Genomic DNA, 21,290 nt, shown 5'->3' with positions numbered 1-21,290 from the left:
CTAAAAAAAAGGGACCTTTCGGTCCCTTTTTCATTGTTTACTTCTTGTCCGGTAACGCATACGCGATAACGTAATCACCACGATCCGGTGACTGGCGCGCGCCGCCTGCGTTGATGATGATGTACTGTTTACCGGTTTTCGGCGAAACATAGGTCATCGGGCCGGACTGGCTGCCCACCGGCAGACGGTCTTTCCAGATCTCTTTCCCGGTTGCGGTATCAAACGCGCGCAGGTAGAAGTCCTGGGTACCGGCAAAGAACAGCAGGCCGGACTGCGTGGAGAGTGATGCCCCAAGCGTAGGCATACCGATCGGGATTGGCATATGCATGCGGATCCCCAGCGGACCGGTGTCTTCGACCGTGCCGACTGGAACCTGCCACACCAGCTTGCCGGATTTCAGGTCAACGGCTGACATGGTGCCAAACGGCGGTTTCTGACACGGAATGCCCAGCGGCGACAGGAAACGTTCGCGCATTGCGCCGAATGGCGTGCCGTCCATCGGGACAATCCCCATTTCGATACCGCTGGCGTCTTTCGCCACGTTAGCGCGAGGAACCATGTAGTTCGCCAGCCCCAGACGCATGTCGTTAACGAACATCAGGCCATTGTTCGGGTCAACCGACACGCTGCCCCAGTTCATCCCGCCAAGAGAGCCAGGGAATTGCAGAGAGCGGTCCAGACCCGGCGGAGTAAAGACGCCCTGATGGCGCATCTCTTTAAACTGAATACGGCACAGCAGCAGGTCAACCGGCGTTGCGCCCCACATGTCGGATTCGGTCAGCGTCTGGTTGCCGATCATCGGCATGCCAACGGAATAGGGCTGAGTAGGCGAATAGCGCTCACCCTCAACGTTACCCGCAGGCACAGGGCGTTCTTCAACTTTCGCCACCGGCTTGCCGGTTTCGCGGTTGAGCATAAAGATCATGCCCTGCTTGCTGGTCTGGACCAGTACCGGCGTGGTACCGCCTTTACCGTCCGGCAGATCGTACAGCAGCGGCTGGGAAGGCAGGTCGAAATCCCACAGGTCGTGGTGCGTGGTCTGGAAATGCCAGCGAACCTGGCCGGTGGTGGCGTCCACGGCGACAATCGACGAGCTGTACTTGTCATCCAGCGCAGTACGTTCACCCGCCCAGAAATCTGGCGTTGCGTTACCCGTCGGCAGATAAATCAGGTTCAGTCTGGCGTCGTAGGACATGGCAGACCAGACGTTCGGGGTACCGCGCGTGTAGGTCTTGCCTTCTGGCGGCTCGCCGGTCAATGCAGGGTTGCCCGGATCCCAGGCCCACGCCAGTTTACCGGTATGAACGTCGTAGGCACGTACCACGCCCGGCGGTTCACCGGTGGAGAAGTTATCCGCCACGCGTCCGCCGACCACGACCACGTTGCCCGCGACCAGCGGCGTCGAGGTTTGCTGGTAATAGCCGGGTTTAATTTCACCCATGCCGACGCTCAGGTCGACAGTGCCATGGTCGCCAAAGTCGTCACAGACCTTGCCGTTGTCCGCGTTGATAGCAATCAGACGGGCATCGGTGGTAGGCAGGAACAGGCGACGCGGGCAGGCCGCAGGCTGAGTTTCTGCTTGTGACATTGTCACGCTCGAGCGATCTTCAAAGTAGCCCAGCCCGCGGCAGCGCTGCCAGTTCGGGGCCGTTGCTTTTGAGTCGTAACGCCATTTCTCTTTGCCGGAGTCAACATCCAGCGCCAGCACTTTGCTGTACGGCGTACACACGTACAGCGTGTCGCCTACCTGCAGCGGGGTGTTCTGATCTTCTGCACCCGAGCCGTTGCTTTGAGGGATGTCGCCGGTATGGGCCACCCAGGCCACTTTTAGCTCGTTGATGTTTTGCTTATTAATCTGGTCGAGTGCGGCAAAACGGTCACCGTGGGTGGTGTTTCCCCAGTGTTCCCAGTTCTTCTGCTGTTCGCCGGGTGCCACCGGTTTTACTGGCACCGGTTCGTTGGCCGCGACCAGCGTTTGCGGTTTGAACATCCAGCCGAGGCTCACCAGCATAACAACAGCCAGCACTGCTGCAACGCCAAACGCCGGCGCTTTGTTCACCGGCGTGCCGTGCTGCGCCGCGCGCAGATAAGGCCATACGATGGCACACAGAAACGCCAGCACCGCAAAGGTGAACAGGCGTGAGAACAGCGGCCAGAAATCCCAGCCTGCATCGCTCACTGCCCAGAACAGCGAGGCGATAAACGCCAGGGCGTAGAGCACGATCCCGATGGTGCGATTGGTGAAAATCAGGATGGCAGCAATCACCATCACGATGCCCATGATCAGGAAGTACCAACTTCCGCCCACGGTGACGAGCTTTAAGCCCAGCCCGCCGACAGCCAGACCGATGAGCACCATCAGTCCGGCAAGAAGCCACTGCAGAATACGAGGTACTCCGCGTGGCGCGTTGCCAAATGCCATTTCTGTCTCCTTAAATACACCCGTCCTGTCAGGCTTGCGTGGTGTCTGTACCAAATGGGTAATTAATATTGAGGTTAAGCAGGGTTTAACGCTTAAAGCAGGACTTTAAGCGGCTAAATTCACCTTTTATAAATGATGTGTGAACCATTTGGTGAATTCGTGGCTATGATAAATCTGTTAAATTGTTTTACGCAATTGTTAATGAATAATTTCGCATTTATTGATTAGCAAAGAGAAGCAACCCGTCATCACGACGGGTTAAGCAGGCGGGAGAAAAAGGGGTAATTACACCGGCATGGACTTACGGATCGCGCTCAACAGGGTTTGCGCGCCCGCAGAGAGCGGAGTGTCCACGCGGGTCAGAATGCCGATAGGTTCGCCCGCGCCGGGAGAGGTGACCGGCAGCGCAATCAGCGTGCCGCGGCGTAAATCGTCTTTGACCGCCCCTGACGGGACAAACCAGACATAGTCGTAATCGACGGTAAGCTGGCGCGAAAGGGAGGCCGACAGCGTTTCGATGCAGCCCGAGGACAGCGAGCAGCCCTGCATCTGCAGCATGGTTTCGGCGTTCTGTCGCGGGACCGTGCCCTGCGGCGACACCACCACTGGCCACTCCATAACCCTGCTCAGGGTGACGGTGTCCTGCAAGAGTGGATGATTTGGCCGCACCACCAGCTTGAGGGATTCGAGAAACAGCAGCTCATAGTTCAGGCCGCTCATCAGCTCGGGGTCGGACATTCTGCCGATACCCAGATCCAGTTCGCCGGATTTCAGCCCCGCGAGCAGCATGGTGTTGTTCATGGTGGCGACCTGAAGCGTGGTGTGCCGTTGCTGCCGGTGAAACTGCCCGATAACCGGCGGCAAGATCCCCAGCGCCGCAGTAGGCAGCGCGCCTATGCGTACCACTTCGCAGACGGGTTCATCTTTACGGTTTAAAGCCTGACCTGCGGTGTTAAGGGCGTCAAGCACCTTAACGGCGTGCGTAAGAAATTGCTCGCCCACGATGGTCAATTGCGCCCCGAGGCGGCCGCGATCGAACAGGCGCGTTCCGGTGAGCTGCTCGAGTTCGTTCAGCGTTTTTGAGAGTGCAGGTTGACTGAGATTAAGGGTTTCAGCCGCACGCCCCAGCGTTCCCTGTTGAGCGACGGCCACAAATGTATGTAAATGGCGCAAGCGTATGCGCTGACTGAACAGACCATTTTTTTCCATAGGCGATGTTTAAAACAGAGCGATGCCGCTGACAAGCGATGTTGTTTAATTTTGATAACTTCATAGCAAAATATTATTAACATTCGATCTGTTTGAGTTACAAGCGCTTTTTGGTCCGGGCGGGCTGGCGCGCCGCCCTGACCCTGGATTTATCAGTGGTAACCTTCAGTATCAGACACTTTGCCGCGGAAAACGTAGTAGCTCCAGGCGGTGTACACAAGGATCACCGGGATGATTAACAGCGTGCCGACCAGCATAAACAGCTGACTGGAAGGCGGGGCTGCGGCTTCCCACAGGGTAATGCGCGGGGGAATGATATGCGGCCACAGGCTGATGCCCAGCCCGCTGAACCCGAGGAAGATAAGCCCAAGGGTCAGCAGGAACGGGCGGGCGTGGCTGTGCGGGTTGTGAGTCATTCGCCAGATCCACAGGCTCAGCACGCCAACCAGCAGCGGAACCGGAAGGAACCAGAAAAAGTTTGGCAGCGTGAACCAGCGCTCGGCCACGTACTGCCAGCCAAGCGGCGTCCAGATACTTACCACGGCAATCACCGCAATCAGCGCCAGCAATACCCGGCGGGTAAGATAGCGCATGCGGATCTGCAGTTCACCTTCGCTTTTCATAATAAGCCAGGTGGTGGCGAGCAGGGTGTAAGCGACCATAAGGCCCAGGCCGCAGAACAGGTTGAATGGGGTGAACCAGTCGAGCGCGGAGCCAGCGAAACGTCGGCCTTCAACGTCGAAGCCGTTGATCATCGCCCCCACGACAATCCCCTGGCTGAAGGTGGCAAGCAGCGAGCCGCCAGCAAAGGCATAGTCCCAGAATTTGCGGTGCGACGGCGTGGCCTTAAAGCGAAACTCGAACGCCACCCCGCGAAAAATCAGGCCGATCAGCATAGCGGTGAGGGGAATGGTCAGGGCATCGATGATGACCGCATAGGCCAGCGGAAAGGCGCCAAACAGCCCCGCGCCGCCCAGCACCAGCCAGGTTTCATTGCCATCCCACACCGGGGCTACGCTGTTGACCATCACATCGCGTTCTTTCGCGTCGCCGACAAAATTAAACAGCAGGCCAATGCCCAGATCGAAACCGTCCATGATGATGTACATCAGCGTGGCAAAAACGATGATCGCGATCCAGATGACAGAGATATCAACGCCCATCAGAGTCTCTCCTGTTCAGAAACCGACTCGGCGGCAGACAGCGGACGGGCAGGGGTGCCCGAGGTATTCGATGTCAGCGTGCTGACAGGTTGCGGGCCTTTCTTGATCAGCCTGACGAGATAGACATAGCCCACGCCAAAGACCGAACAGTAGACCAGGATAAAGGCCATCAGGCTGATGCTCATTTGGAGCGTGCTATGCAGCGATACCGCGTCAATGGTGCGCAGATAGCCATAGACCACCCACGGCTGACGGCCCACCTCGGTGGTGACCCAGCCCGCCAGCAGCGCGACCAGCCCGGCAGGCCCCATACAGAGGGCGAACCAGTGAAACAGACGGGAGTGGTAAAGCCGGTTGCGATAGCGTAGCCAGACGCTGATCGCCCCAAGCGCAATCATCAAGAGCCCCATGCCAACCATAATACGGAATGACCAGAAGACGATAAGCGAGTTTGGACGCTCGTCTTTGGGGAACTCTTTCAGGGCGGGAACCTGTTTATCGAGGCTGTGCGTCAGGATCAAACTGCCCAGGGCAGGAATTTCCAGCCCGTATTTGGTGCGCTCCTCATCCATATCCGGCACGCCGAACAGCAGCAGCGGGGTCGCTTCACCCGGGCGGTTCTCCCAGTGGCCTTCGATAGCGGCAATTTTCGCGGGCTGATGTTCCAGCGTGTTCAGACCATGCATATCCCCGACCACGGCCTGAATGGGCGCAACCAGCAGCGCCATCCACATCGCCATGGAGAACATTTTGCGTATGGCGGGCGTGTCGTTTCCGCGCAGCAGATGCCAGGCCCCGGAAGCGCCGACAAACAATGCGCTGCACAAGAACGCGGCAATCGACATGTGGATAAGACGATACGGGAAGGAGGGGTTAAAAATGATAGCCAGCCAGTCCTGCGGGATCACCTGGCCATTTTCGATGGTGAACCCCTGAGGGGTGTGCATCCAGCTGTTAGACGCAAGGATCCAGAAGGTGGACATCAGTGTGCCCAGCGCCACCATGCAGGTGGCAAAGAAGTGCAGGCCGGGGCCGACTTTGTTCCACCCAAACAGCATTACGCCAAGGAAACCGGCCTCCAGGAAGAAGGCGGTAAGCACTTCGTAGGTCAGTAACGGACCGGTGATACTCCCGGCGAACTGCGAGAAGCCGCTCCAGTTGGTGCCGAACTGGTATGCCATGACCAGCCCGGAGACGACGCCCATGCCGAAGTTAACCGCGAATATTTTGAGCCAGAAATGGTACAGCGATCGCCAGACGTCGTTTTTGGTACGCAGCCACATGCCTTCAAGTACCACGAGATAGCTGGCAAGCCCAATAGTGATCGCCGGAAAGAGAATATGAAAGGAGACGGTAAAAGCGAACTGAATCCTGGCCAGATGAAAGGCGTCGAGTTCGAACATGGTTCCTACCTCTGGAACGAATGGCCTCTGGAACGGATGGTGCACCGGCGCTGCCAGACAGCGTTCAGCTGCCTGGCATGCTTCTGACTATTTTTTCGCTTCGACCCCGGAGGTCTCTGAGCGTTGTAAGAACTGTTCCGTCGTCTGCGGAATATGGGTGATCAGCCACTCAGCCATCGCTTTTTCTTCGGCAAGGATAGATTCAATGGCCGGCACAGAGGCGGTATCGCCTGCGCGTTTGGCTGCCGCCAGCAGGGAGGTATAGCAGGCAATCTCAAACTGCTCGAAAACATAGCCGCTGATGGACCCTTTCACGATTTCATCGGACGGGAACATACCGCCAATGGACTGGCCGAGCGCGGCCATCTTGCTCATGGAGTCTTTGAGGACGGAACGAGAAATATCATTGCGGTCGAGGATCTCTTCCAGCAAACTGATTTGACGTTTTGTCTCGCTAATATGTTGTTCAATTCGGGAGCGGATGTCAGGGTAATTATCGATGCGGCTGGCCATGGATTCCAGCATTGATTCCGCTTGCTTTTCCATTGCATGGGCATCGCGTAGCCAGTCATGATAGTGTTCTACGTGATTCATAATCGTGTCCTCAATTATTAGATGGTCAATTTATTGTTACTCTCTGCAATTCGAACTGCACCTGCAGTACACTGCTCATTCATTATAAAAACAGAAGGAATAACGAGAATTAACCACAGCAGTGCTGCCGCTAAAAAGCATCCTTTAACGATCGCCATACAGATGCTTATTTAAAATATCTGTGTTAAATCGTTATTTCTTCGCTTTTTTATTGATATTACCTACGGCAAGATCGGTGAGTTTAAGATCGGTTTCTTTTTCTTCTTCAAGCGTTTCCGCCAGTAACTTAACGGCTTTAGTATAGCCTAACTGTTCCGCTAAGGTCGCCAGGGTACCGTAACTGGCAATTTCGTAATGCTCTACTTTTTGCGCAGCGGCAATTAATGCGGCATCACGGACTTCATTTTTTTCAGTGCTCTCAATGACTTCATTTGCCTCTTCAATCAGGCCTTCCATTGCAACGCACTTCATGCGCTTAATCTTGAGGCCATTTTCCTGCTCAATGATCTGATCGATACGCTCGATCTGACCCTGTGTTTCCTCAAGGTGAGCAGTGAAGGCTGCGCTAAGCTGTTCGCTGGAGGCGGCGCGGGCAAGTTTGCTCAGCGCACGGGTCAGCTGCTTTTCCGCGCTGTAGGTGTCGGAGAGAAGGTGAATAAAGACGTCTTCGATGCTTTTCATATTCATATTTACGATCCGATTAAATATGTGAAGGGTACTGCGAGCCGTCTGGCCCGCAGCAAGCTCTTTAGGTATTTAAAGAGATGTAATTAAGATCAGGATTTGTCAGAACCACGGCCTCCGCCATGACTATTCTGACCCCCTTTCTTACCTGCTTCAGAGGCGCGTTGCGGGTCGTTTTTGAAATTCCCACCGCTCTGCTGTCCACCTTTACGTCCTGCGTCAGATGCTTTATCACGATCTTCAGCGAAATTACCGGAACCACCACGATGCTCTGCCATATTAAACCTCATATTTCATATATTGGTCATGTCAGTAAGATACGAATATATTCCGTATCACTCGTCGTTCGATTAATAACTGTAGTCGCTGGTGGAGGTTCGTCAAATTTAATTAATGGCCCTATTTGATTTATCGCAAAATAATGTAGCAATTAACGCTTCGCTTGCTAAAAATATATTCTTCCAGAAGGGCGGGTAAGTTGTTGTGTTTGCTGAGGGTATTCAGATTCTGTGCGCGCTAAATGATATTTTTTCCAAAAGTTATTGGCCCAAAAAATGCAGGTAGATGCCGTTTGCAGATTATTCCTGGTGATATTTCATCATAGCGAGACATAGCGGTAGAAAATAATTACAGGAGACTATTTTAGGCCTCATTTGTTACAAGGTGCGTCAACGCATGTGTTGACCACACGCGTCTTAAGATCACAATTTGTAAATTCTTCCCCCCGGAAGGAACGGCCTTTTCTACACTCCAGGTAATATTCACTGGAGGCAAGACATCATGGCGAACACCATCACGGCTGATGAGATTCGGGAGCACTTTTCGCAGGCTATGTCGGCGATGTACCAGCAGGAAGTTCCGCAGTACGGCACATTGCTTGAGCTGGTGGCAGATGTGAACCTTGGAGTTCTGGAAAATAATCCTTTATTACATGAACAGCTTGCGAATGCAGATGAACTGGCGCGCCTCAACGTTGAGCGTCACGGCGCGATTCGCGTGGGGACCGCGCGGGAACTTTCTACCCTGCGCCGGATCTTCGCCATTATGGGCATGTTTCCGGTCAGCTATTACGATCTCTCACAGGCGGGGGTGCCCGTTCACTCCACGGCGTTTCGTCCGGTTGACGATGCAGCACTGTGCCGCAATCCGTTTCGTATTTTTACCTCGCTGCTGCGTCTGGAACTGATTGAAGACGTCGCGCTGCGCGAACGCGCGGCTGAGATCCTCTCGCGGCGGAACATTTTTACGCCGCGCTGTCTGGCACTTCTTGACCTGTATGAGTCAGAAGGGGGCTTTACCGACGCACAGGCGAGCGAGTTTGTTCAGGAAGCGCTGGAGACATTCCGCTGGCACCGTCACGCGACGGTAGACAGGGAAACTTACCTGGCGCTGAGCAATGCGCATCGCCTGATTGCCGATGTCGTCTGCTTCCCCGGATGCCATATCAACCATCTCACGCCGCGCACGCTGGATATCGACCGCGTACAAGAGCTGATGCCGAAATACGGTATTGAACCCAAAGTTCTGGTGGAGGGGCCGCCGCGCCGCGAGGTGCCGATCCTGCTGCGCCAGACCAGCTTTAAAGCGCTTGAGGAGCCGGTGCTCTTTGCCGGGGAAGATAAAGGAACGCATACCGCCCGCTTTGGTGAAATAGAACAGCGCGGCGTGGCGCTCACCCCGAAAGGACGCGCGCTGTACGACAGCCTGCTGAGCCAGGCGGGGACGGGCAAAGACAACCTGACGCACCAGCTGCATTTGCGCGAGACGTTTAGCGCCTTCCCGGACAGCGAAATGTTTCTGCGCCGTCAGGGGCTGGCCTATTTCCGCTACCGCCTGACGCCTTCAGGCGAGGCGCACCGCCATGCGTTTCGTCCCGGCGACGATCCGCAGCCGCTTATCGAGCGTGGCTGGGTGGTGGCGCAGCCGATCACCTATGAAGATTTTCTGCCCGTGAGCGCTGCCGGTATTTTCCAGTCCAACCTCGGCAATGAAACGCAGGCGCGCAGCCACGGTCATGCCAGCCGGGAGGCATTCGAGCAGGCGCTGGGCTGCCCGGTGCTGGACGAATTTACGCTGTACGAGGAGGCGGAAGCGCGCAGTAAACAGCGTTGCGGTTTGCTCTAAAATCGTTACTCTGCAAGGGTGTGATGGAAAAAGAAGGTGAGTATGCATAATCCCTCCGCCCCTGTGGTTGAAACGCGCCAGGGCGCGCTGCTTGGTTTTACAGATGAGGATGTTCACGTCTGGTGCGGTATCCCTTATGCCGCACCGCCTGTCGGTGCCTGGCGCTGGCGCTCACCGCGCGCGCCTGAGCGCTGGGAGGGCGTTCGCCAGGCCACGGCGTTTTCCCCGTCGAGCTGGCAAAGCAGCGAATATTGTCAGCAGCTCGGCGGCGGCGATCCCGGCATGTTTTCGGAAGATTGCCTCTACCTTAACGTGTGGTCACCGGCTGCACGTACCTCGCCGCGCCCAGTGATGGTATGGCTTCACGGCGGGGGCTTTACTCTCGGTGCGGGTGGGTTGCCTCCCTATCAGGGGAAAGCGCTGGCCCGGCGCGACGTGGTAGTCGTGACCCTCAACTATCGGCTTGGGCATCTTGGCTTTTTCGCGCATCCCGCACTGGAGGGGGAGGAGGAGCGCGTGGTGCATAACTTTGCGCTGCTCGACCAAATCGCCGCGCTGAACTGGGTACGGGATAACATTGCTGCCTTTGGCGGCGACCCGAACGCCATCACCCTGTTTGGTGAATCTGCTGGTGCACGCAGCGTGCTGTCGCTGCTGGCGTCTCCGCTGGCGAAAGGGCTTTTCCATAAGGCGATTGTGCAAAGTGGCTACACCTTGCCGGACACGCCGCGCGAACAGGCTTTGAAGAAAGGGCAAGCGCTGGCCCACCACTTTGGCCTTGAGAACGCCACGGCCGATGAGCTGCGCGCCATTCCGCCTGAGGCCTTCTGGCCGCTAACGGCTCCGCTGAATATCGCCCCTGCGCCCATCGTTGGTGATTGCGTGTTGCCGGAAGCGATGCTGGATGTCTTCTTTGCCGCCCGTCAACATCCGATGCCGATCATGATTGGCTCGAACAGCGACGAGGCCAGCGTCATGGCGGTCTTTGGTATCGATCTCGCCGGGCAGATCCAGAAGCTGCGGCGCGAAAGACGTTTTGGGCTGGGGTTGATCAAGTTGCTCTATCCCGGCGTGAAGGGGGATGAAGAGCTGGGCAGGCAGGTGTGCCGCGACATGGCGTTTACCACCATGGGGTACGTGGTGATGCAGGCGCAGCAGCGCGCCGGAGCGCTCTGCTGGCGCTACTGGTTTGATTATGTGGCAGAAGCGGAACATGCCACCTACGTCAACGGTGCCTGGCACGGCAATGAAGTTCCCTACGTGTTTGATACGCTCGGGCAGGTTGAGCCGTCTCGTCACTATGTGAATGAGCGCGACCTCCATTTTGCAGCCCAGGTGGCGGATTACTGGGTCAGCTTCGCCCGTGATGCAGGCACTCGCGACAGTCTGCCGGGGCCAGTCCGCTGGCCCGCATGTCGAAAAGGGCGGGATGTGCTGCTACGAATTGGCGTGAATAAACATGCAGGTTTCAGGCTGGAAAACCGCTTTATGCGCGCGCGCATGAGCCTCTTCAAACGGGTGATGAAACACCACGTCAGCCTCGACTGAGCAGGCAGGCGCGAAACGCCGCCAGTCCGTCCTCCTGACCGGGCGAGTCGCGCCATACCAGGCGGTAACTCGCCCCGGTTTTAATACTGGTGTCATAAGGCCGCGTCAGCCGCCCGGCGCGGATATCCTCCTCCACCAGCGTTTCGTCAGCAATCGCCATCCCCAGCCCCTGAATCGCCGCGGTAATGGCGAGATCCATGGTATCGAAGTGTTGATTTTTGAGCATGGCTGCGCCCGGGTGCGCCTGATGTGCCAGCCATAACGACCAGTCCGTTCTGTCGCGGGTCGGGTGCAGAAAGGTTAAGGACTCAGGCGCGACGTCCGCGCGCTGCGGGCTTACTACCGGGGTTAAGGCCTCTTCAAACAGCAGATCGCCCGCGCTCATGTGGGTGCCAAAGACGATTGCCGCATCGTAGGACTCGGTTTTGAAATTGACGTTATGATCGGTCGTGGTGGTGAGCGCGATCTGCAGATCCGGCTGTTCACGTTCAACCTGAAGCAGACGCGGCACCAGCCAGCGCATGGCGCAGGTGGGCGCTTTCAGGCGGATCACGGTCTGGTGCGTTCGCGCGCGATCGGCCACCGTCAGCAGATGCTCAAAGGCAGATTGCAATTCCGGAAGCAGGGCGCTTCCCTGGGATGAGAGCCGCAGCCCGCGGGCGTGGCGTTCAAACAGCGGAAAGCCGAACCACGTCTCCAGCGCCGCAATTTTACGGCTTACCGCGCCCTGCGTCAGACAAAGTTCTTTGGCGGCGTGGGTAAGATTAAGATGCCGCGCGGTGACCAGAAATGCATCAGCGGCGTTGAGCGGGAACGAGCGGCGCGACATAAAAACTCCTCAGCTATGCATTTTTCTCATGGCTATTATGACAACAATTCGGTTGTTCCAACAGCGCAGTTGTTGTTTGAATAGTTATGCACTCACCATGAGAAGGACAGAGGATGACTATACGAACCCCGGTGCAAACTCGCTCAAAAATGCCTGACGTGGGGACCACTATTTTTACCGTTATCGGCCAGCTGTCCGCTCAGCATAACGCCATCAACCTGTCTCAGGGCGCGCCGAATTTTTCCTGCGATCCGGGCCTGGTCGCTGGAGTGACCCGCGCCATGGAAGCCGGGCATAACCAGTACGCCTCGATGACCGGCCTGCAGTTGTTGAAGGAGCGGATCGCAGAGAAAATCGGTACGCTGTACGGCACGCAATACGATCCCGGCGCGGAGGTGCTGGTGACCGCCAGCGCCAGCGAAGGCCTTTACTCGGCGATTGGCGGCCTGGTGCATCCGGGCGATGAGGTGATTTACTTCGAACCCTCGTTCGACAGCTACGCCCCGATTGTGCGTTTGCAGGGTGCCACGCCCGTCGCCATCAAGCTGACCGTGCCAGATTTTGCCGTCGACTGGGACGAGGTTCGCGCGGCCATCACCCCGAAAACCCGGATGATCATCGTCAATACGCCGCATAACCCGAGCGGGCAGGTCTTCTCGGCAGACGACCTGCAGCAGCTTTCAGCCCTCACGCGCAATACCGACATCATTATTTTGTCTGATGAAGTGTACGAACATGTGGTGTTCGACGGCCAGCCGCACCACGGCATGGCGACGCACCCGCAGCTCGCCGAGCGCAGCGTGATTGTCTCCTCGTTTGGGAAAACCTATCACGTCACCGGCTGGCGAGTGGGGTACTGCGTTGCGCCCGCGGAGCTGATGGAGGAGATCTGCAAGGTCCATCAATTTTTGATGTTTTCTGCCGATACCCCTATGCAGCACGCCTTTGCCGAGCACATGGCCGATCCGCAAACCTGGCTGTCGCTGGCGGCGTTTTATCAGCGTAAGCGCGACCTGCTGCAAAGTTTGTTGGCAGAGTCACCGTTCAGGCTGCTGCCGAGTGCGGGATCGTTCTTCCTGCTGGCAGACTACCGTTCGTTCAGTGATGAGCGCGACAGCGAACTGGTGAAACGGCTGATCACCGAGTGCGGCGTTGCCACCATTCCGCTGTCGGCGTTTTATGCCGACGGCACGGACAATAAGTTGATCCGCCTCTCTTTTGCTAAAGACGAGGCGACGTTACGGGCAGGTGCCCGGGCCCTGTGTCGGGTTAAACCACGCTAAGGAGTTTGAGATGAAATTACGCGCGTTAGTTGTCGGCATGGGACTGCTGTGTTCGTTCTCGTCGTTTGCAGCCACCGAACTGCGTTACGGGCTGGAAGCAGAATATCCGCCGTTTGAAAGTCGCAATGCCTCGGGTGAACTCGAAGGGTTCGATGTGGAATTGGGTAATGCCATCTGCAAAGCGGCGGCGCTGAAATGCAGCTGGGTAGAAACCTCATTTGATGCGCTCATTCCGGGGCTGGTGGCGAAGAAATTTGACGCGATTAACTCAGCGATGAACATCACCGCGCAGCGCGAGAAAAGCATCGATTTCACCCAGCCGATTTACCGTATTCCGTCGCAGCTGGTCGGCAAAGCCGGCAGTGCGATAGACGCGACGCCAGAAGGACTGAAGGGTAAAACCATCGGCGTTCTGCAAGGCTCTATTCAGGAAACCTACGCAAAAGAGCACTGGGAAAAGCAGGGTGTCACCGTGGTGTCTTATAAAGATCAGAATATGGCGTGGGGAGATTTGCTGAATGGCCGCATCGACGCCTCGCTGGTGATGTCCGCGGCCGGGCAGGCAGGCTTCCTGAGCAAGCCGCAGGGCAAAGGGTTTGGCTTTATTGGCAAACCGGTGTCGGACGACACCATCCTCGGCAGTGGGATCGGCTTTGGGCTGCGTAAGGGGGATGAGGCCACCAAAAAGCAGCTTGATGCCGCTATCGATAAAGTACGTGCCGATGGTACGATCGCTAAACTCGCTGATAAGTACTTCCCGGGTATCGATGTCAGCGTGAAATAACCGCCTCGCTTTGTCCCGGCTGTCGATGTCCAGCCGGGTACTTTTTTATCCCCTGGACGTTGTCAATGTATCCTGCTCTTGTGGTGAGTCTAAATTCAGTCTATATTCAATCCAACAAACCGCCCCCATCATCAGGTTGCTCATGAAAGTTGAAACTATTAGCTACGTAAAAAAGAACGCGGCTACGCTCGACCTTTCCGAGCCTATTCTCGTTACGCAAAATGGCGTTCCCGCTTATGTTATTGAGTCTTATGACCAGCAGCAGGAGCGTGAAAATGCTATTGCACTTTTGAAATTGATGACGCTTTCAGAGAAGGATAAATCTGAAGGGAAAACGTATTCGAAAGCGCAACTGCTTGATAGTCTCGACTGGTAAGGATGCAGCCTCCAAAAAGGGTTGGACATGGAACAAAGCTCGGTAGTTTTTGAGTACACGTTTACCGCAAAATTTTGCATTGAACATATCGTCAGTTTTCTTCGCAACGCGGATGTTGAGCCACGACCCATCATAGAAGAACTATTAACGCAAGTTGAAAGTCGCGTTGGCCAATTTCCCCTTGGTAGCCAGATTTGCCCTGAACTGGTGAAAATCGGATGTGCTAAGTACCGCGAGTTCAATAGCGCAGGCGGATATCGTGTACTTTATTCGGTAGAAGAACATTGCATAACTGCGCATGCCATTCTTTCCCAGCGGCAGGATATTAAACAACTTCTGTTTAAGCGCCTGATTCAACCCTGAGTGCATGCATAAAAGGTCCGGCATGCCCGGGCCTCTTTACATAAGCATACCTGTCTTTACACCACTTTCAGGCCGTTCTGGTCGACAGAAAATATTTCATACTTTGTTCAGATAATCACCGGCCAACAATTGGATTTCTAACCGTTTTTGTTTAGGCTGTGCGTTCTTTCTTGCCGTCGTTTCGCCCTGTGCGAAATACATTCACACGACCATAAGGACGTTTTCTCAGGCATGAATCGCAGACGTTTTTTAAAAGGCTCACTGGCTATGGCCGCCCTGAGCGGCACCTCTGGCCTGGCTTCCCTGTTTTCTCAGGCAGCATATGCTGCAGACTCTGACATAGCTGACGGCCAGAGCCGTCGTTTCGACTTCTCTGTTCTGCAATCCATGGCGCACGACCTGGCGAAAACCCCGTGGGGCGGTGCGCCGCGTCCGCTGCCGGAAACGCTGGCGACCATGACCCCGCAGGCCTACAACGCTATTCGCTATGATGAGAAGCAGTCACTGTGGAATAACATCGAAGGCCGCCAGCTTGACGTGCAGTTCTTCCATATGGGCATGGGCTTCCGCCGTCGCGTACGGATGTTCTCCCTGGATCAAACCACCTCCCAGGCGCGTGAGATCCATTTCCGTCCGGAGCTGTTTAGCTACGGCGACACGGGGGTCGACACCAGACAGCTGGAAGGGCAAAGCGACCTGGGCTTTGCGGGCTTCCGCGCCTTTAAAGCACCGGAGCTGGCGCGTCGCGATATCGTCTCATTCCTCGGCGCAAGCTACTTCCGCGCGGTGGATGACACCTACCAGTACGGCCTTTCGGCGCGCGGGCTGGCTATCGATACCTTTACCGATACGCCGGAAGAGTTCCCGGACTTCACCGCATTCTGGTTTGAAACCGTTAAACCTGGTGATACCACCTTTACCGTCTACACGCTTCTGGACAGCCCAAGTATCACCGGTGCCTACAAGTTCGTGATCCACTGTGAAAAGAGCCAGGTGATCATGGACGTAGAAAACCACCTCTACGCGCGTAAAGACATTAAACAGCTCGGTATCGCACCGATGACCAGTATGTTTAGCTGTGGCAATAACGAACGCCGCATGTGCGACACCATTCACCCGCAAATTCACGACTCTGACCGTCTGGCCATGTGGCGCGGCAACGGTGAGTGGATCTGCCGCCCGCTGAACAATCCGCAGAAACTGCAGTTCAACGCTTACATGGACAAAAACCCGAAGGGCTTTGGTCTGCTACAGCTTGACCGTGATTTTTCCCACTATCAGGACATCATGGGCTGGTACAACAAACGCCCGAGCCTGTGGGTTGAGCCGCGTAATAACTGGGGCAAGGGGGCGGTCGGGCTGATGGAGATCCCTACCACGGGCGAAACGCTGGATAACGTGGTCTGCTTCTGGCAGCCGGAGAAAGCGATTAAGGCGGGGGACGAGCTTGATTTCAAATATCGCCTCTACTGGAGCGCACAGCCGCCGGTACGTTCTCCGCTGGCAAACGTCTACGCCACCCGCACCGGCATGGGCGGCTTCCCGGAAGGTTGGGCACCGGGCGAACACTACCCGAAAGTGTGGGCGCGTCGCTTCGCCATTGATTTTGTCGGGGGCGATCTGAAAGCCGCTGCACCGAAAGGTATTGAGCCGGTAATTACACTCTCCAGCGGTGAAGCCAGACAGGTTGAGATCCTCTACGTTGAGCCGTTCGACGGGTATCGCATTCTGTTTGACTGGTACCCCACCTCGGATTCCACGGAGCCGGTGGATATGCGGATGTTCCTGCGCTGTCAGGGCGACGCCATCAGCGAAACCTGGCTGTATCAGTATTTCCCGCCCGCGCCGGATAAACGCAACTACGTTGACGACAGGGTAATGCGTTAGTCCTTATGGCATGGTGCCGGGTGGGCTAACGCTTACCCGGCACTGACAGTGCCTTCAGCGTCCGCCACCTGGCCATTGAGAGGGAACATGTCTTCAGAAATCATACCCGTCACCCCGAATATTGAACTTCGCGCCGTCGACGAACGCTATACCTCCGAGCTGCATCATTTAGTTGTCAAAAACAAAGCCTGGCTACAAACCGCCTTTGACTGGGCGCAACACGTCGGCAGTGAAGACGACACCCGGCGTAACGTGCAGAGCAATCAAATGCTGCATCAGCGTGGTTACGCCAAAATGTTCCTGATTTTTCTCGATAATCAGTTAACCGGCGTGCTGTCATTTAACGCAATCGAACCGGCAAACAAAACGGGATACATCGGCTATTGGCTGGATGAAGAGCATCACGGGCAGGGGATTGTGTCTCAGGCGCTGCAGGCCTTTATACGTTACTACGCCGGGCGCGGCGAAATTCGTCGCTTCGTCATCAAATGTCGGGTTGCTAACCACAACAGTAACCGCGTCGCACAGCGTAACGGTTTTACGCTCGAAGGCTGTCTGCGCCAGGCCGAGTTCCTTAATGGTCGTTTTGACGACGTTAACCTGTACGCGAAAATCGTCGCGCTATAGCGCACCCAGCAGGGGCGTGCGGGTGATCCGCTGCCTGCCGTTGATAACCTTCTCGCCGCGCAGGTGAATGCTCTCGCCTGCAAACGCCTCTATAACGGCATCGTCTGTTATCTCAATACGATGCTCGATCAGCACATCGCCGGTGATGCGCGCCCGGCCCTGGATCACCACGCGGTCGTCTATCAGAATCGGCCCGCCGCGTAACCACGCCTGACCGCCGATCAGCACATGATGTTTGATCACGCAGTTCCCCTCGACCACGGCGTTCTCTGCAACCTGCGAGCTGTAGCGCAGGGTCGGTATGGCGTCCTCTTCTTTTCCCGCAATTAGCCGGGCGTGACCGTAGACTTTTGCACAGTCGCAAACCCAGACGTTATTAAGTTCGTTACCCTCAAGAATGGCGTGGTCGAACACCTCCGCACGGTGTTCAACAAAGGCATTGCTCACCATTGCTTCACCGTATATTTGCGCCTGATGAACGATGCGCGATTCGCTCACCGTCGCGTTGCCGTAAATCTTCAGGATCTGCTCGTGGTCAGGGGTTAACCCTTTGGCTGCGATAACCTGGCTGTGGTGAAGCACGCGGGCGTTACCGTAAATATGACATTCGCCACGCACAATTGCCTGCTGAATAGTGACGTTGTCACTTATTATCGCACCATGGCTGACCTGCGCCGCATCCAGCCAGCTGTTGCCGCCTACCTGCGCGCGATGGCTTATCACGCACGGCTGGGTGATCCGGGCGTTGTCGCAAACGCGTGCGCCGGCAAACACTACGCTGTTTTCATCGTATATCCAGCAGTGCCCTTCGTGCGCGAGGGCACTCTCGTCTTCAACCCAGCCGCCTTTGGTGCCGCTGGCGACATCGTTGAAATCCATTGTGGCGATAAGCTGCCGTAAGATAATCGGGGAGCGGGGCTCGTCGTTTTGGCTGTGCCAGATCCGCGTCTCGTCGCTAAGCCGGTATTTTTTCATTCTGTTTTCTCTGAAAAGCGTCTTTACTAAACGTAGCAAATTTTCCGCGTTTCGAAGTGCTGGCGTCCCGTGCGGAAACCCCTTAAAATGGCATTTCAAATACATTTTAAAATATCAAATAAATGCATAAAAATAACACTTCCCAACAAGCTCTTAACTTGCCCGCTGGCTATTTCGGCATGGTGCTGGGAACCATTGGGATGGGCTTTGCGTGGCGCTATGCCAGCACACTCTGGCCGGTGTCGCACTGGCCCGGCGATATACTGGTCGCGCTGGCAGTGGCAATCTGGTTTTTACTGACGCTGGCGTTTATCAGCCGCGCAATCCGGTTTCCGCACAGCGTGCTGGCAGAGATGCGCCATCCGGTGATGAGCAGCTTCGTCAGCCTCTTTCCGGCCACAACCATGCTGGTGGCGATCGGTTTTGTCCCCTGGTATCGTCCGCTATCGCTGGTGTTATTCGTCGCTGGCGTGGTGATACAACTCGGCTATGCGGCGTGGCAAAGTGCAGGGCTGTGGCGGGGGAAACATCCGGAAGAGGCGACCACGCCCGGTTTGTATCTGCCTACCGTGGCCAATAACTTTATTAGCGCGATGGCCTGCGGGGCGCTCGGGTTTAACGATGCGGGCCTGGTGTTTCTCGGGGCGGGGGTATTTTCGTGGCTTAGCCTCGAGCCGGTGATTTTACAACGCCTGCGCAGTGCTGGCGAACTGCCGTCAGCCCTTCGTACCTCGCTCGGTATACAGCTTGCGCCCGCGCTGGTCGCCTGCAGCGCCTGGCTGAGCGTAAACGGGGGCGATGCCGATACCTTTGCCAAAATGCTGTTCGGCTATGGTTTATTGCAGCTGCTGTTTATGCTGCGCCTGATGCCCTGGTATCTGTCACAACCCTTTAACGCGTCGTTCTGGAGTTTCTCGTTCGGCGTCTCCGCGCTGGCAACCACCGGCCTGCACTTAGGGCATAGCAGCCCGTCGGGCTTCTTTCACGCTATCGCCATTCCGCTGTTTATTTTTACCAACATCATCATTGCGATGCTGCTGGTTCGTACGTTTATCTTGCTGATGCAGGGCAAACTTCTGGTGCGCGCTGACAAAGCACGGCTTATGCAATCTGAGGAAAAGAAATGACTGTTGATGAGAACTACTTCACCGAAAAATATGGCCTCACCCGTACGCACTCTGAGGTGCTGTATAGCGCCGGGATCGTCAAGCCGGGTAAAACTCTTGACCTGGGCTGCGGTAACGGGCGCAACAGCCTGTATCTGGCGGCCAACGGCTATGATGTGACCGCCTGGGATAAAAATCCCATGAGCATTGATAACATCGAGCGCATCAAAGCGGCAGAAGGGATTAGCCATCTGCAGACGGCGATCAAAGACCTGAACACCCTCAGCTTTGACGGCGAGTACGATTTTATCCTCTCCACCGTGGTGATGATGTTTCTGGAAGCGAAGACCATTCCCGGCCTGATTGCCAATATGCAGCAGTGCACCAAACCGGGCGGGTATAACCTGATTGTCGCCGCGATGGACACGGAGGATTACCCTTGCACCGTGGGCTTCCCGTTCGCGTTCAAAACGGGCGAACTGAGCAACTACTATGAAGGCTGGGAGTTGCTCAAGTACAACGAAGAGGTCGGTGAGTTACACCGCACCGACGAGAACGGCAACCGCATTAAACTGCGCTTCGCCACGCTTCTGGCGCGCAAACCAGCTTAACGCGCGGCCAGCAGACAGAGCTGAAGGGCGGTGTGGTAAGAGGCCTCGAACGAACTGAGCGGGAGAAACTCAAACTTCGAATGGAAGTTATGGGCACCGGTAAAGAAGTTCGGGGTCAGCAGCCCTTTGGCTGACAGCGCTGCGCCGTCCGTACCGCCGCGCATGGGCGTCGGTTTTGGCGTAATGCCAAGCGACGTCATGGCCTCAAACATCAGGTCGATGGCGCGTCTGTCTTCCCCAATCGCGTTGCTGATGTTGCTGTACGTATCCTCAATGTGAAATGCGACCCTGGCCGTTGGGTGCTGCGCGGCTATCTTCTCTGCCACGCTTGCGATCTGCTGTTTACGTGCGGCAAAGCCTGCGGTATCGAAATCACGAATGTTTGCCTTGAGCACCGCCTCACTTTGCCCGGCCTGAATGCCGTTAAACCAGATATAACCTTCACGCCCCTCGGTACATTCCGGGGTTTGCTGGCGATCGAAATGGCTGATGAAATCAGCGGCCATCAGCAGCGGGTTCACCAGCACGCCTTTGGCTGACATCGGGTGCGCCGTGACGCCGGTGAAACGGATCTCCGCCGCTGCGGCGTTGAAGTTCTCATACACAATCTCGCCCAGCTCACAGCAGTCGATGGTCCAGGCAAAGTCCACGTCGAAACGTGCCAGGTCCAGCGCTTTGGCACCACACAATCCAATCTCTTCGTCGGGCACAAACGCCACGACAATGTCGCCATGGCGATGTTCTGCCGTCAGGTTTTCAAGCAGGGTCATGACCACGGTAACGGCGGATTTATTATCTGCGCCTAATACGCTGGTTCCGTCGCTAAAAATAATCTCTTCATCAGGGTAAGCCAGAATTTCAGGGTGCTCTTTTACGCGAAGCCAGATGTCTTTCTCTTTATTCAAACAGAGGTCTTCACCGCGAAAGGTTAATATTTGTGGATGAATATCCGGTGATAATCCGACATCAACGGTATCGATATGGGTAATAAATCCAATTCGTGGTGCGCCCTCAACATTTCCCTTTTTTACCGCGGTGACGATGGCGAATTCATCGATCGCTATGTCGCTTAAACCCAGCTCTTTCAACTCGTTAGCCAGCTCACGCGCCATGTCATGCTGGCCCGGCGTGGAGGGCAGGGTTTTCGCTTTCGGATCGCTCTGGCTGGTAATGGCGAGATAGCGGAAAAAGCGTTGGGTTAATTGTCTGGAGAGGGGGGAAGCCATAGTGATTCCTTCTTTTTTGTTTTATCAGGTGTTTGCAATCTCACTTTAATGTTATTTATGAAATGGCAAAAGAATT

The 21,290-nt window shown here is 55.8% G+C and carries 20 protein-coding genes; 10 read left to right on the top strand and 10 right to left on the bottom strand.

Annotated features, from left to right (window positions below; translation table 11 throughout):
- Positions 1-37: 37 nt before the first annotated feature.
- The 7 genes from ACWKX3_RS05415 to ACWKX3_RS05385 all read right to left on the bottom strand — a co-directional run bounded on the left by ACWKX3_RS05415 (position 38) and on the right by ACWKX3_RS05385 (position 7,753).
- Entirely contained in the window at positions 38-2,422 is a 2,385-nt protein-coding gene (locus ACWKX3_RS05415; RefSeq protein ID WP_454541410.1) for a glucose/quinate/shikimate family membrane-bound PQQ-dependent dehydrogenase, read from the bottom strand.
- A 285-nt stretch (positions 2,423-2,707) separates the two neighbouring features.
- Entirely contained in the window at positions 2,708-3,631 is a 924-nt protein-coding gene (locus ACWKX3_RS05410; RefSeq protein WP_454541409.1) for a LysR substrate-binding domain-containing protein, read from the bottom strand.
- A 152-nt stretch (positions 3,632-3,783) separates the two neighbouring features.
- The gene (cydB, locus tag ACWKX3_RS05405) at positions 3,784-4,794 is read right to left on the bottom strand and encodes a cytochrome d ubiquinol oxidase subunit II (protein WP_006175183.1); all 1,011 of its coding nucleotides are present in this window, start codon (positions 4,792-4,794) and stop codon (positions 3,784-3,786) included.
- On the bottom strand, positions 4,794-6,197 hold the full coding sequence (locus ACWKX3_RS05400) for a cytochrome ubiquinol oxidase subunit I (protein WP_454541408.1): 1,404 nt from the start codon (positions 6,195-6,197) through the stop codon (positions 4,794-4,796). Before ACWKX3_RS05400 ends, cydB begins: the two co-directional genes overlap by 1 nt.
- An 87-nt stretch (positions 6,198-6,284) precedes the next feature.
- The gene (locus ACWKX3_RS05395) at positions 6,285-6,791 is read right to left on the bottom strand and encodes a ferritin-like domain-containing protein (protein ID WP_006175186.1); all 507 of its coding nucleotides are present in this window, start codon (positions 6,789-6,791) and stop codon (positions 6,285-6,287) included.
- 192 nt (positions 6,792-6,983) lie between these two features.
- Positions 6,984-7,478, bottom strand: coding sequence for a YciE/YciF ferroxidase family protein (locus tag ACWKX3_RS05390; protein ID WP_006175188.1), 495 nt, complete (start codon positions 7,476-7,478; stop codon positions 6,984-6,986).
- 89 nt (positions 7,479-7,567) lie between these two features.
- The gene (locus tag ACWKX3_RS05385) at positions 7,568-7,753 is read right to left on the bottom strand and encodes a con-10 family general stress protein (RefSeq protein WP_042319775.1); all 186 of its coding nucleotides are present in this window, start codon (positions 7,751-7,753) and stop codon (positions 7,568-7,570) included.
- A 502-nt stretch (positions 7,754-8,255) separates the two neighbouring features.
- On the opposite strand from ACWKX3_RS05385, the gene hglS reads away from it, so the two are divergent.
- Entirely contained in the window at positions 8,256-9,599 is a 1,344-nt protein-coding gene (gene hglS / locus ACWKX3_RS05380; RefSeq protein ID WP_454541407.1) for a 2-oxoadipate dioxygenase/decarboxylase HglS, read from the top strand.
- 42 nt (positions 9,600-9,641) lie between these two features.
- Entirely contained in the window at positions 9,642-11,147 is a 1,506-nt protein-coding gene (locus ACWKX3_RS05375) for a carboxylesterase family protein (protein ID WP_442779172.1), read from the top strand.
- Here ACWKX3_RS05375 and ACWKX3_RS05370 read toward each other — a convergent pair.
- Positions 11,134-11,976: a LysR family transcriptional regulator gene (locus tag ACWKX3_RS05370; protein WP_058608808.1), complete on the bottom strand. Its 843-nt coding sequence runs from the start codon at positions 11,974-11,976 to the stop codon at positions 11,134-11,136. The two genes, ACWKX3_RS05375 and ACWKX3_RS05370, sit on opposite strands and share 14 nt — an antisense overlap.
- Positions 11,977-12,089: 113 nt before the next feature.
- Here ACWKX3_RS05370 and ACWKX3_RS05365 point away from each other — a divergent pair, with 113 nt between their 5' ends.
- The 6 genes from ACWKX3_RS05365 to rimL all read left to right on the top strand — a co-directional run bounded on the left by ACWKX3_RS05365 (position 12,090) and on the right by rimL (position 17,296).
- On the top strand, positions 12,090-13,259 hold the full coding sequence (locus tag ACWKX3_RS05365) for a methionine aminotransferase (RefSeq protein WP_454541406.1): 1,170 nt from the start codon (positions 12,090-12,092) through the stop codon (positions 13,257-13,259).
- 10 nt (positions 13,260-13,269) lie between these two features.
- Positions 13,270-14,043, top strand: a complete 774-nt coding sequence (locus ACWKX3_RS05360; RefSeq protein WP_058608806.1) for a transporter substrate-binding domain-containing protein — start codon at positions 13,270-13,272, stop codon at positions 14,041-14,043.
- A gap of 142 nt (positions 14,044-14,185) precedes the next feature.
- A complete protein-coding gene (locus ACWKX3_RS05355; protein WP_058608805.1) occupies positions 14,186-14,419 on the top strand; it encodes a type II toxin-antitoxin system Phd/YefM family antitoxin in 234 nt (77 codons plus the stop codon).
- A 27-nt stretch (positions 14,420-14,446) separates the two neighbouring features.
- Entirely contained in the window at positions 14,447-14,782 is a 336-nt protein-coding gene (locus ACWKX3_RS05350; RefSeq protein WP_454541405.1) for a type II toxin-antitoxin system RelE/ParE family toxin, read from the top strand.
- Positions 14,783-15,013: 231 nt separating this feature from the next.
- A complete protein-coding gene (locus ACWKX3_RS05345; RefSeq protein ID WP_042319778.1) occupies positions 15,014-16,669 on the top strand; it encodes a glucan biosynthesis protein D in 1,656 nt (551 codons plus the stop codon).
- An 87-nt stretch (positions 16,670-16,756) separates the two neighbouring features.
- Positions 16,757-17,296 (top strand): 50S ribosomal protein L7/L12-serine acetyltransferase, encoded by a 540-nt coding sequence (gene rimL, locus ACWKX3_RS05340; protein WP_454541404.1) that lies wholly within the window; start codon positions 16,757-16,759, stop codon positions 17,294-17,296.
- On the opposite strand, the gene ydcK is transcribed toward rimL, so the two are convergent.
- Positions 17,291-18,271 carry a YdcK family protein gene (gene ydcK / locus ACWKX3_RS05335; RefSeq protein WP_101737738.1) on the bottom strand — a complete coding sequence of 327 codons (981 nt, stop codon included), beginning with the start codon at positions 18,269-18,271 and terminating at the stop codon, positions 17,291-17,293. The two genes, rimL and ydcK, sit on opposite strands and share 6 nt — an antisense overlap.
- Positions 18,272-18,393: 122 nt before the next feature.
- Between ydcK and tehA the strand changes: the two genes are divergently transcribed.
- Together tehA and tehB are read left to right on the top strand one after the other, a co-directional pair.
- Entirely contained in the window at positions 18,394-19,398 is a 1,005-nt protein-coding gene (gene tehA / locus ACWKX3_RS05330; RefSeq protein ID WP_006175207.1) for a dicarboxylate transporter/tellurite-resistance protein TehA, read from the top strand.
- A complete protein-coding gene (tehB, locus tag ACWKX3_RS05325) occupies positions 19,395-19,988 on the top strand; it encodes a tellurite resistance methyltransferase TehB (RefSeq protein WP_006175209.1) in 594 nt (197 codons plus the stop codon). The genes tehA and tehB overlap by 4 nt, the downstream gene beginning before the upstream one ends.
- Here the strand turns inward: tehB and pepT are convergent.
- Positions 19,985-21,214 (bottom strand): peptidase T, encoded by a 1,230-nt coding sequence (pepT, locus tag ACWKX3_RS05320; RefSeq protein ID WP_454541403.1) that lies wholly within the window; start codon positions 21,212-21,214, stop codon positions 19,985-19,987. The two genes, tehB and pepT, sit on opposite strands and share 4 nt — an antisense overlap.
- Positions 21,215-21,290 lie beyond the last annotated feature (76 nt).

Source organism: Enterobacter sp. UPMP2052, assembly GCF_053709675.1.
Note: the sequence above shows the minus strand (reverse complement) of the source record. Positions and strands in the feature narration are given on the sequence as shown.

Excerpts from the sequence above, each read along its gene's own strand:
- ACWKX3_RS05345 (WP_042319778.1), top strand. The coding sequence starts at position 15,014 with ATGAATCGCAGACGTTTTTTAAAAGGCTCACTGGCTATGGCCGCCCTG.
- ACWKX3_RS05375 (WP_442779172.1), top strand. The coding sequence starts at position 9,642 with ATGCATAATCCCTCCGCCCCTGTGGTTGAAACGCGCCAGGGCGCGCTG.
- pepT (WP_454541403.1), bottom strand. The coding sequence starts at position 21,214 with ATGGCTTCCCCCCTCTCCAGACAATTAACCCAACGCTTTTTCCGCTAT.
- ACWKX3_RS05395 (WP_006175186.1), bottom strand. The coding sequence starts at position 6,791 with ATGAATCACGTAGAACACTATCATGACTGGCTACGCGATGCCCATGCA.
- hglS (WP_454541407.1), top strand. The coding sequence starts at position 8,256 with ATGGCGAACACCATCACGGCTGATGAGATTCGGGAGCACTTTTCGCAG.
- cydB (WP_006175183.1), bottom strand. The coding sequence starts at position 4,794 with ATGGGCGTTGATATCTCTGTCATCTGGATCGCGATCATCGTTTTTGCC.
- ACWKX3_RS05370 (WP_058608808.1), bottom strand. The coding sequence starts at position 11,976 with ATGTCGCGCCGCTCGTTCCCGCTCAACGCCGCTGATGCATTTCTGGTC.
- ACWKX3_RS05365 (WP_454541406.1), top strand. The coding sequence starts at position 12,090 with ATGACTATACGAACCCCGGTGCAAACTCGCTCAAAAATGCCTGACGTG.
- ACWKX3_RS05390 (WP_006175188.1), bottom strand. The coding sequence starts at position 7,478 with ATGAATATGAAAAGCATCGAAGACGTCTTTATTCACCTTCTCTCCGAC.
- tehA (WP_006175207.1), top strand. The coding sequence starts at position 18,394 with ATGCATAAAAATAACACTTCCCAACAAGCTCTTAACTTGCCCGCTGGC.
- rimL (WP_454541404.1), top strand. The coding sequence starts at position 16,757 with ATGTCTTCAGAAATCATACCCGTCACCCCGAATATTGAACTTCGCGCC.
- ACWKX3_RS05415 (WP_454541410.1), bottom strand. The coding sequence starts at position 2,422 with ATGGCATTTGGCAACGCGCCACGCGGAGTACCTCGTATTCTGCAGTGG.
- ACWKX3_RS05350 (WP_454541405.1), top strand. The coding sequence starts at position 14,447 with ATGGAACAAAGCTCGGTAGTTTTTGAGTACACGTTTACCGCAAAATTT.
- ACWKX3_RS05385 (WP_042319775.1), bottom strand. The coding sequence starts at position 7,753 with ATGGCAGAGCATCGTGGTGGTTCCGGTAATTTCGCTGAAGATCGTGAT.
- ACWKX3_RS05360 (WP_058608806.1), top strand. The coding sequence starts at position 13,270 with ATGAAATTACGCGCGTTAGTTGTCGGCATGGGACTGCTGTGTTCGTTC.
- ACWKX3_RS05355 (WP_058608805.1), top strand. The coding sequence starts at position 14,186 with ATGAAAGTTGAAACTATTAGCTACGTAAAAAAGAACGCGGCTACGCTC.
- ACWKX3_RS05400 (WP_454541408.1), bottom strand. The coding sequence starts at position 6,197 with ATGTTCGAACTCGACGCCTTTCATCTGGCCAGGATTCAGTTCGCTTTT.
- ydcK (WP_101737738.1), bottom strand. The coding sequence starts at position 18,271 with ATGAAAAAATACCGGCTTAGCGACGAGACGCGGATCTGGCACAGCCAA.
- ACWKX3_RS05410 (WP_454541409.1), bottom strand. The coding sequence starts at position 3,631 with ATGGAAAAAAATGGTCTGTTCAGTCAGCGCATACGCTTGCGCCATTTA.
- tehB (WP_006175209.1), top strand. The coding sequence starts at position 19,395 with ATGACTGTTGATGAGAACTACTTCACCGAAAAATATGGCCTCACCCGT.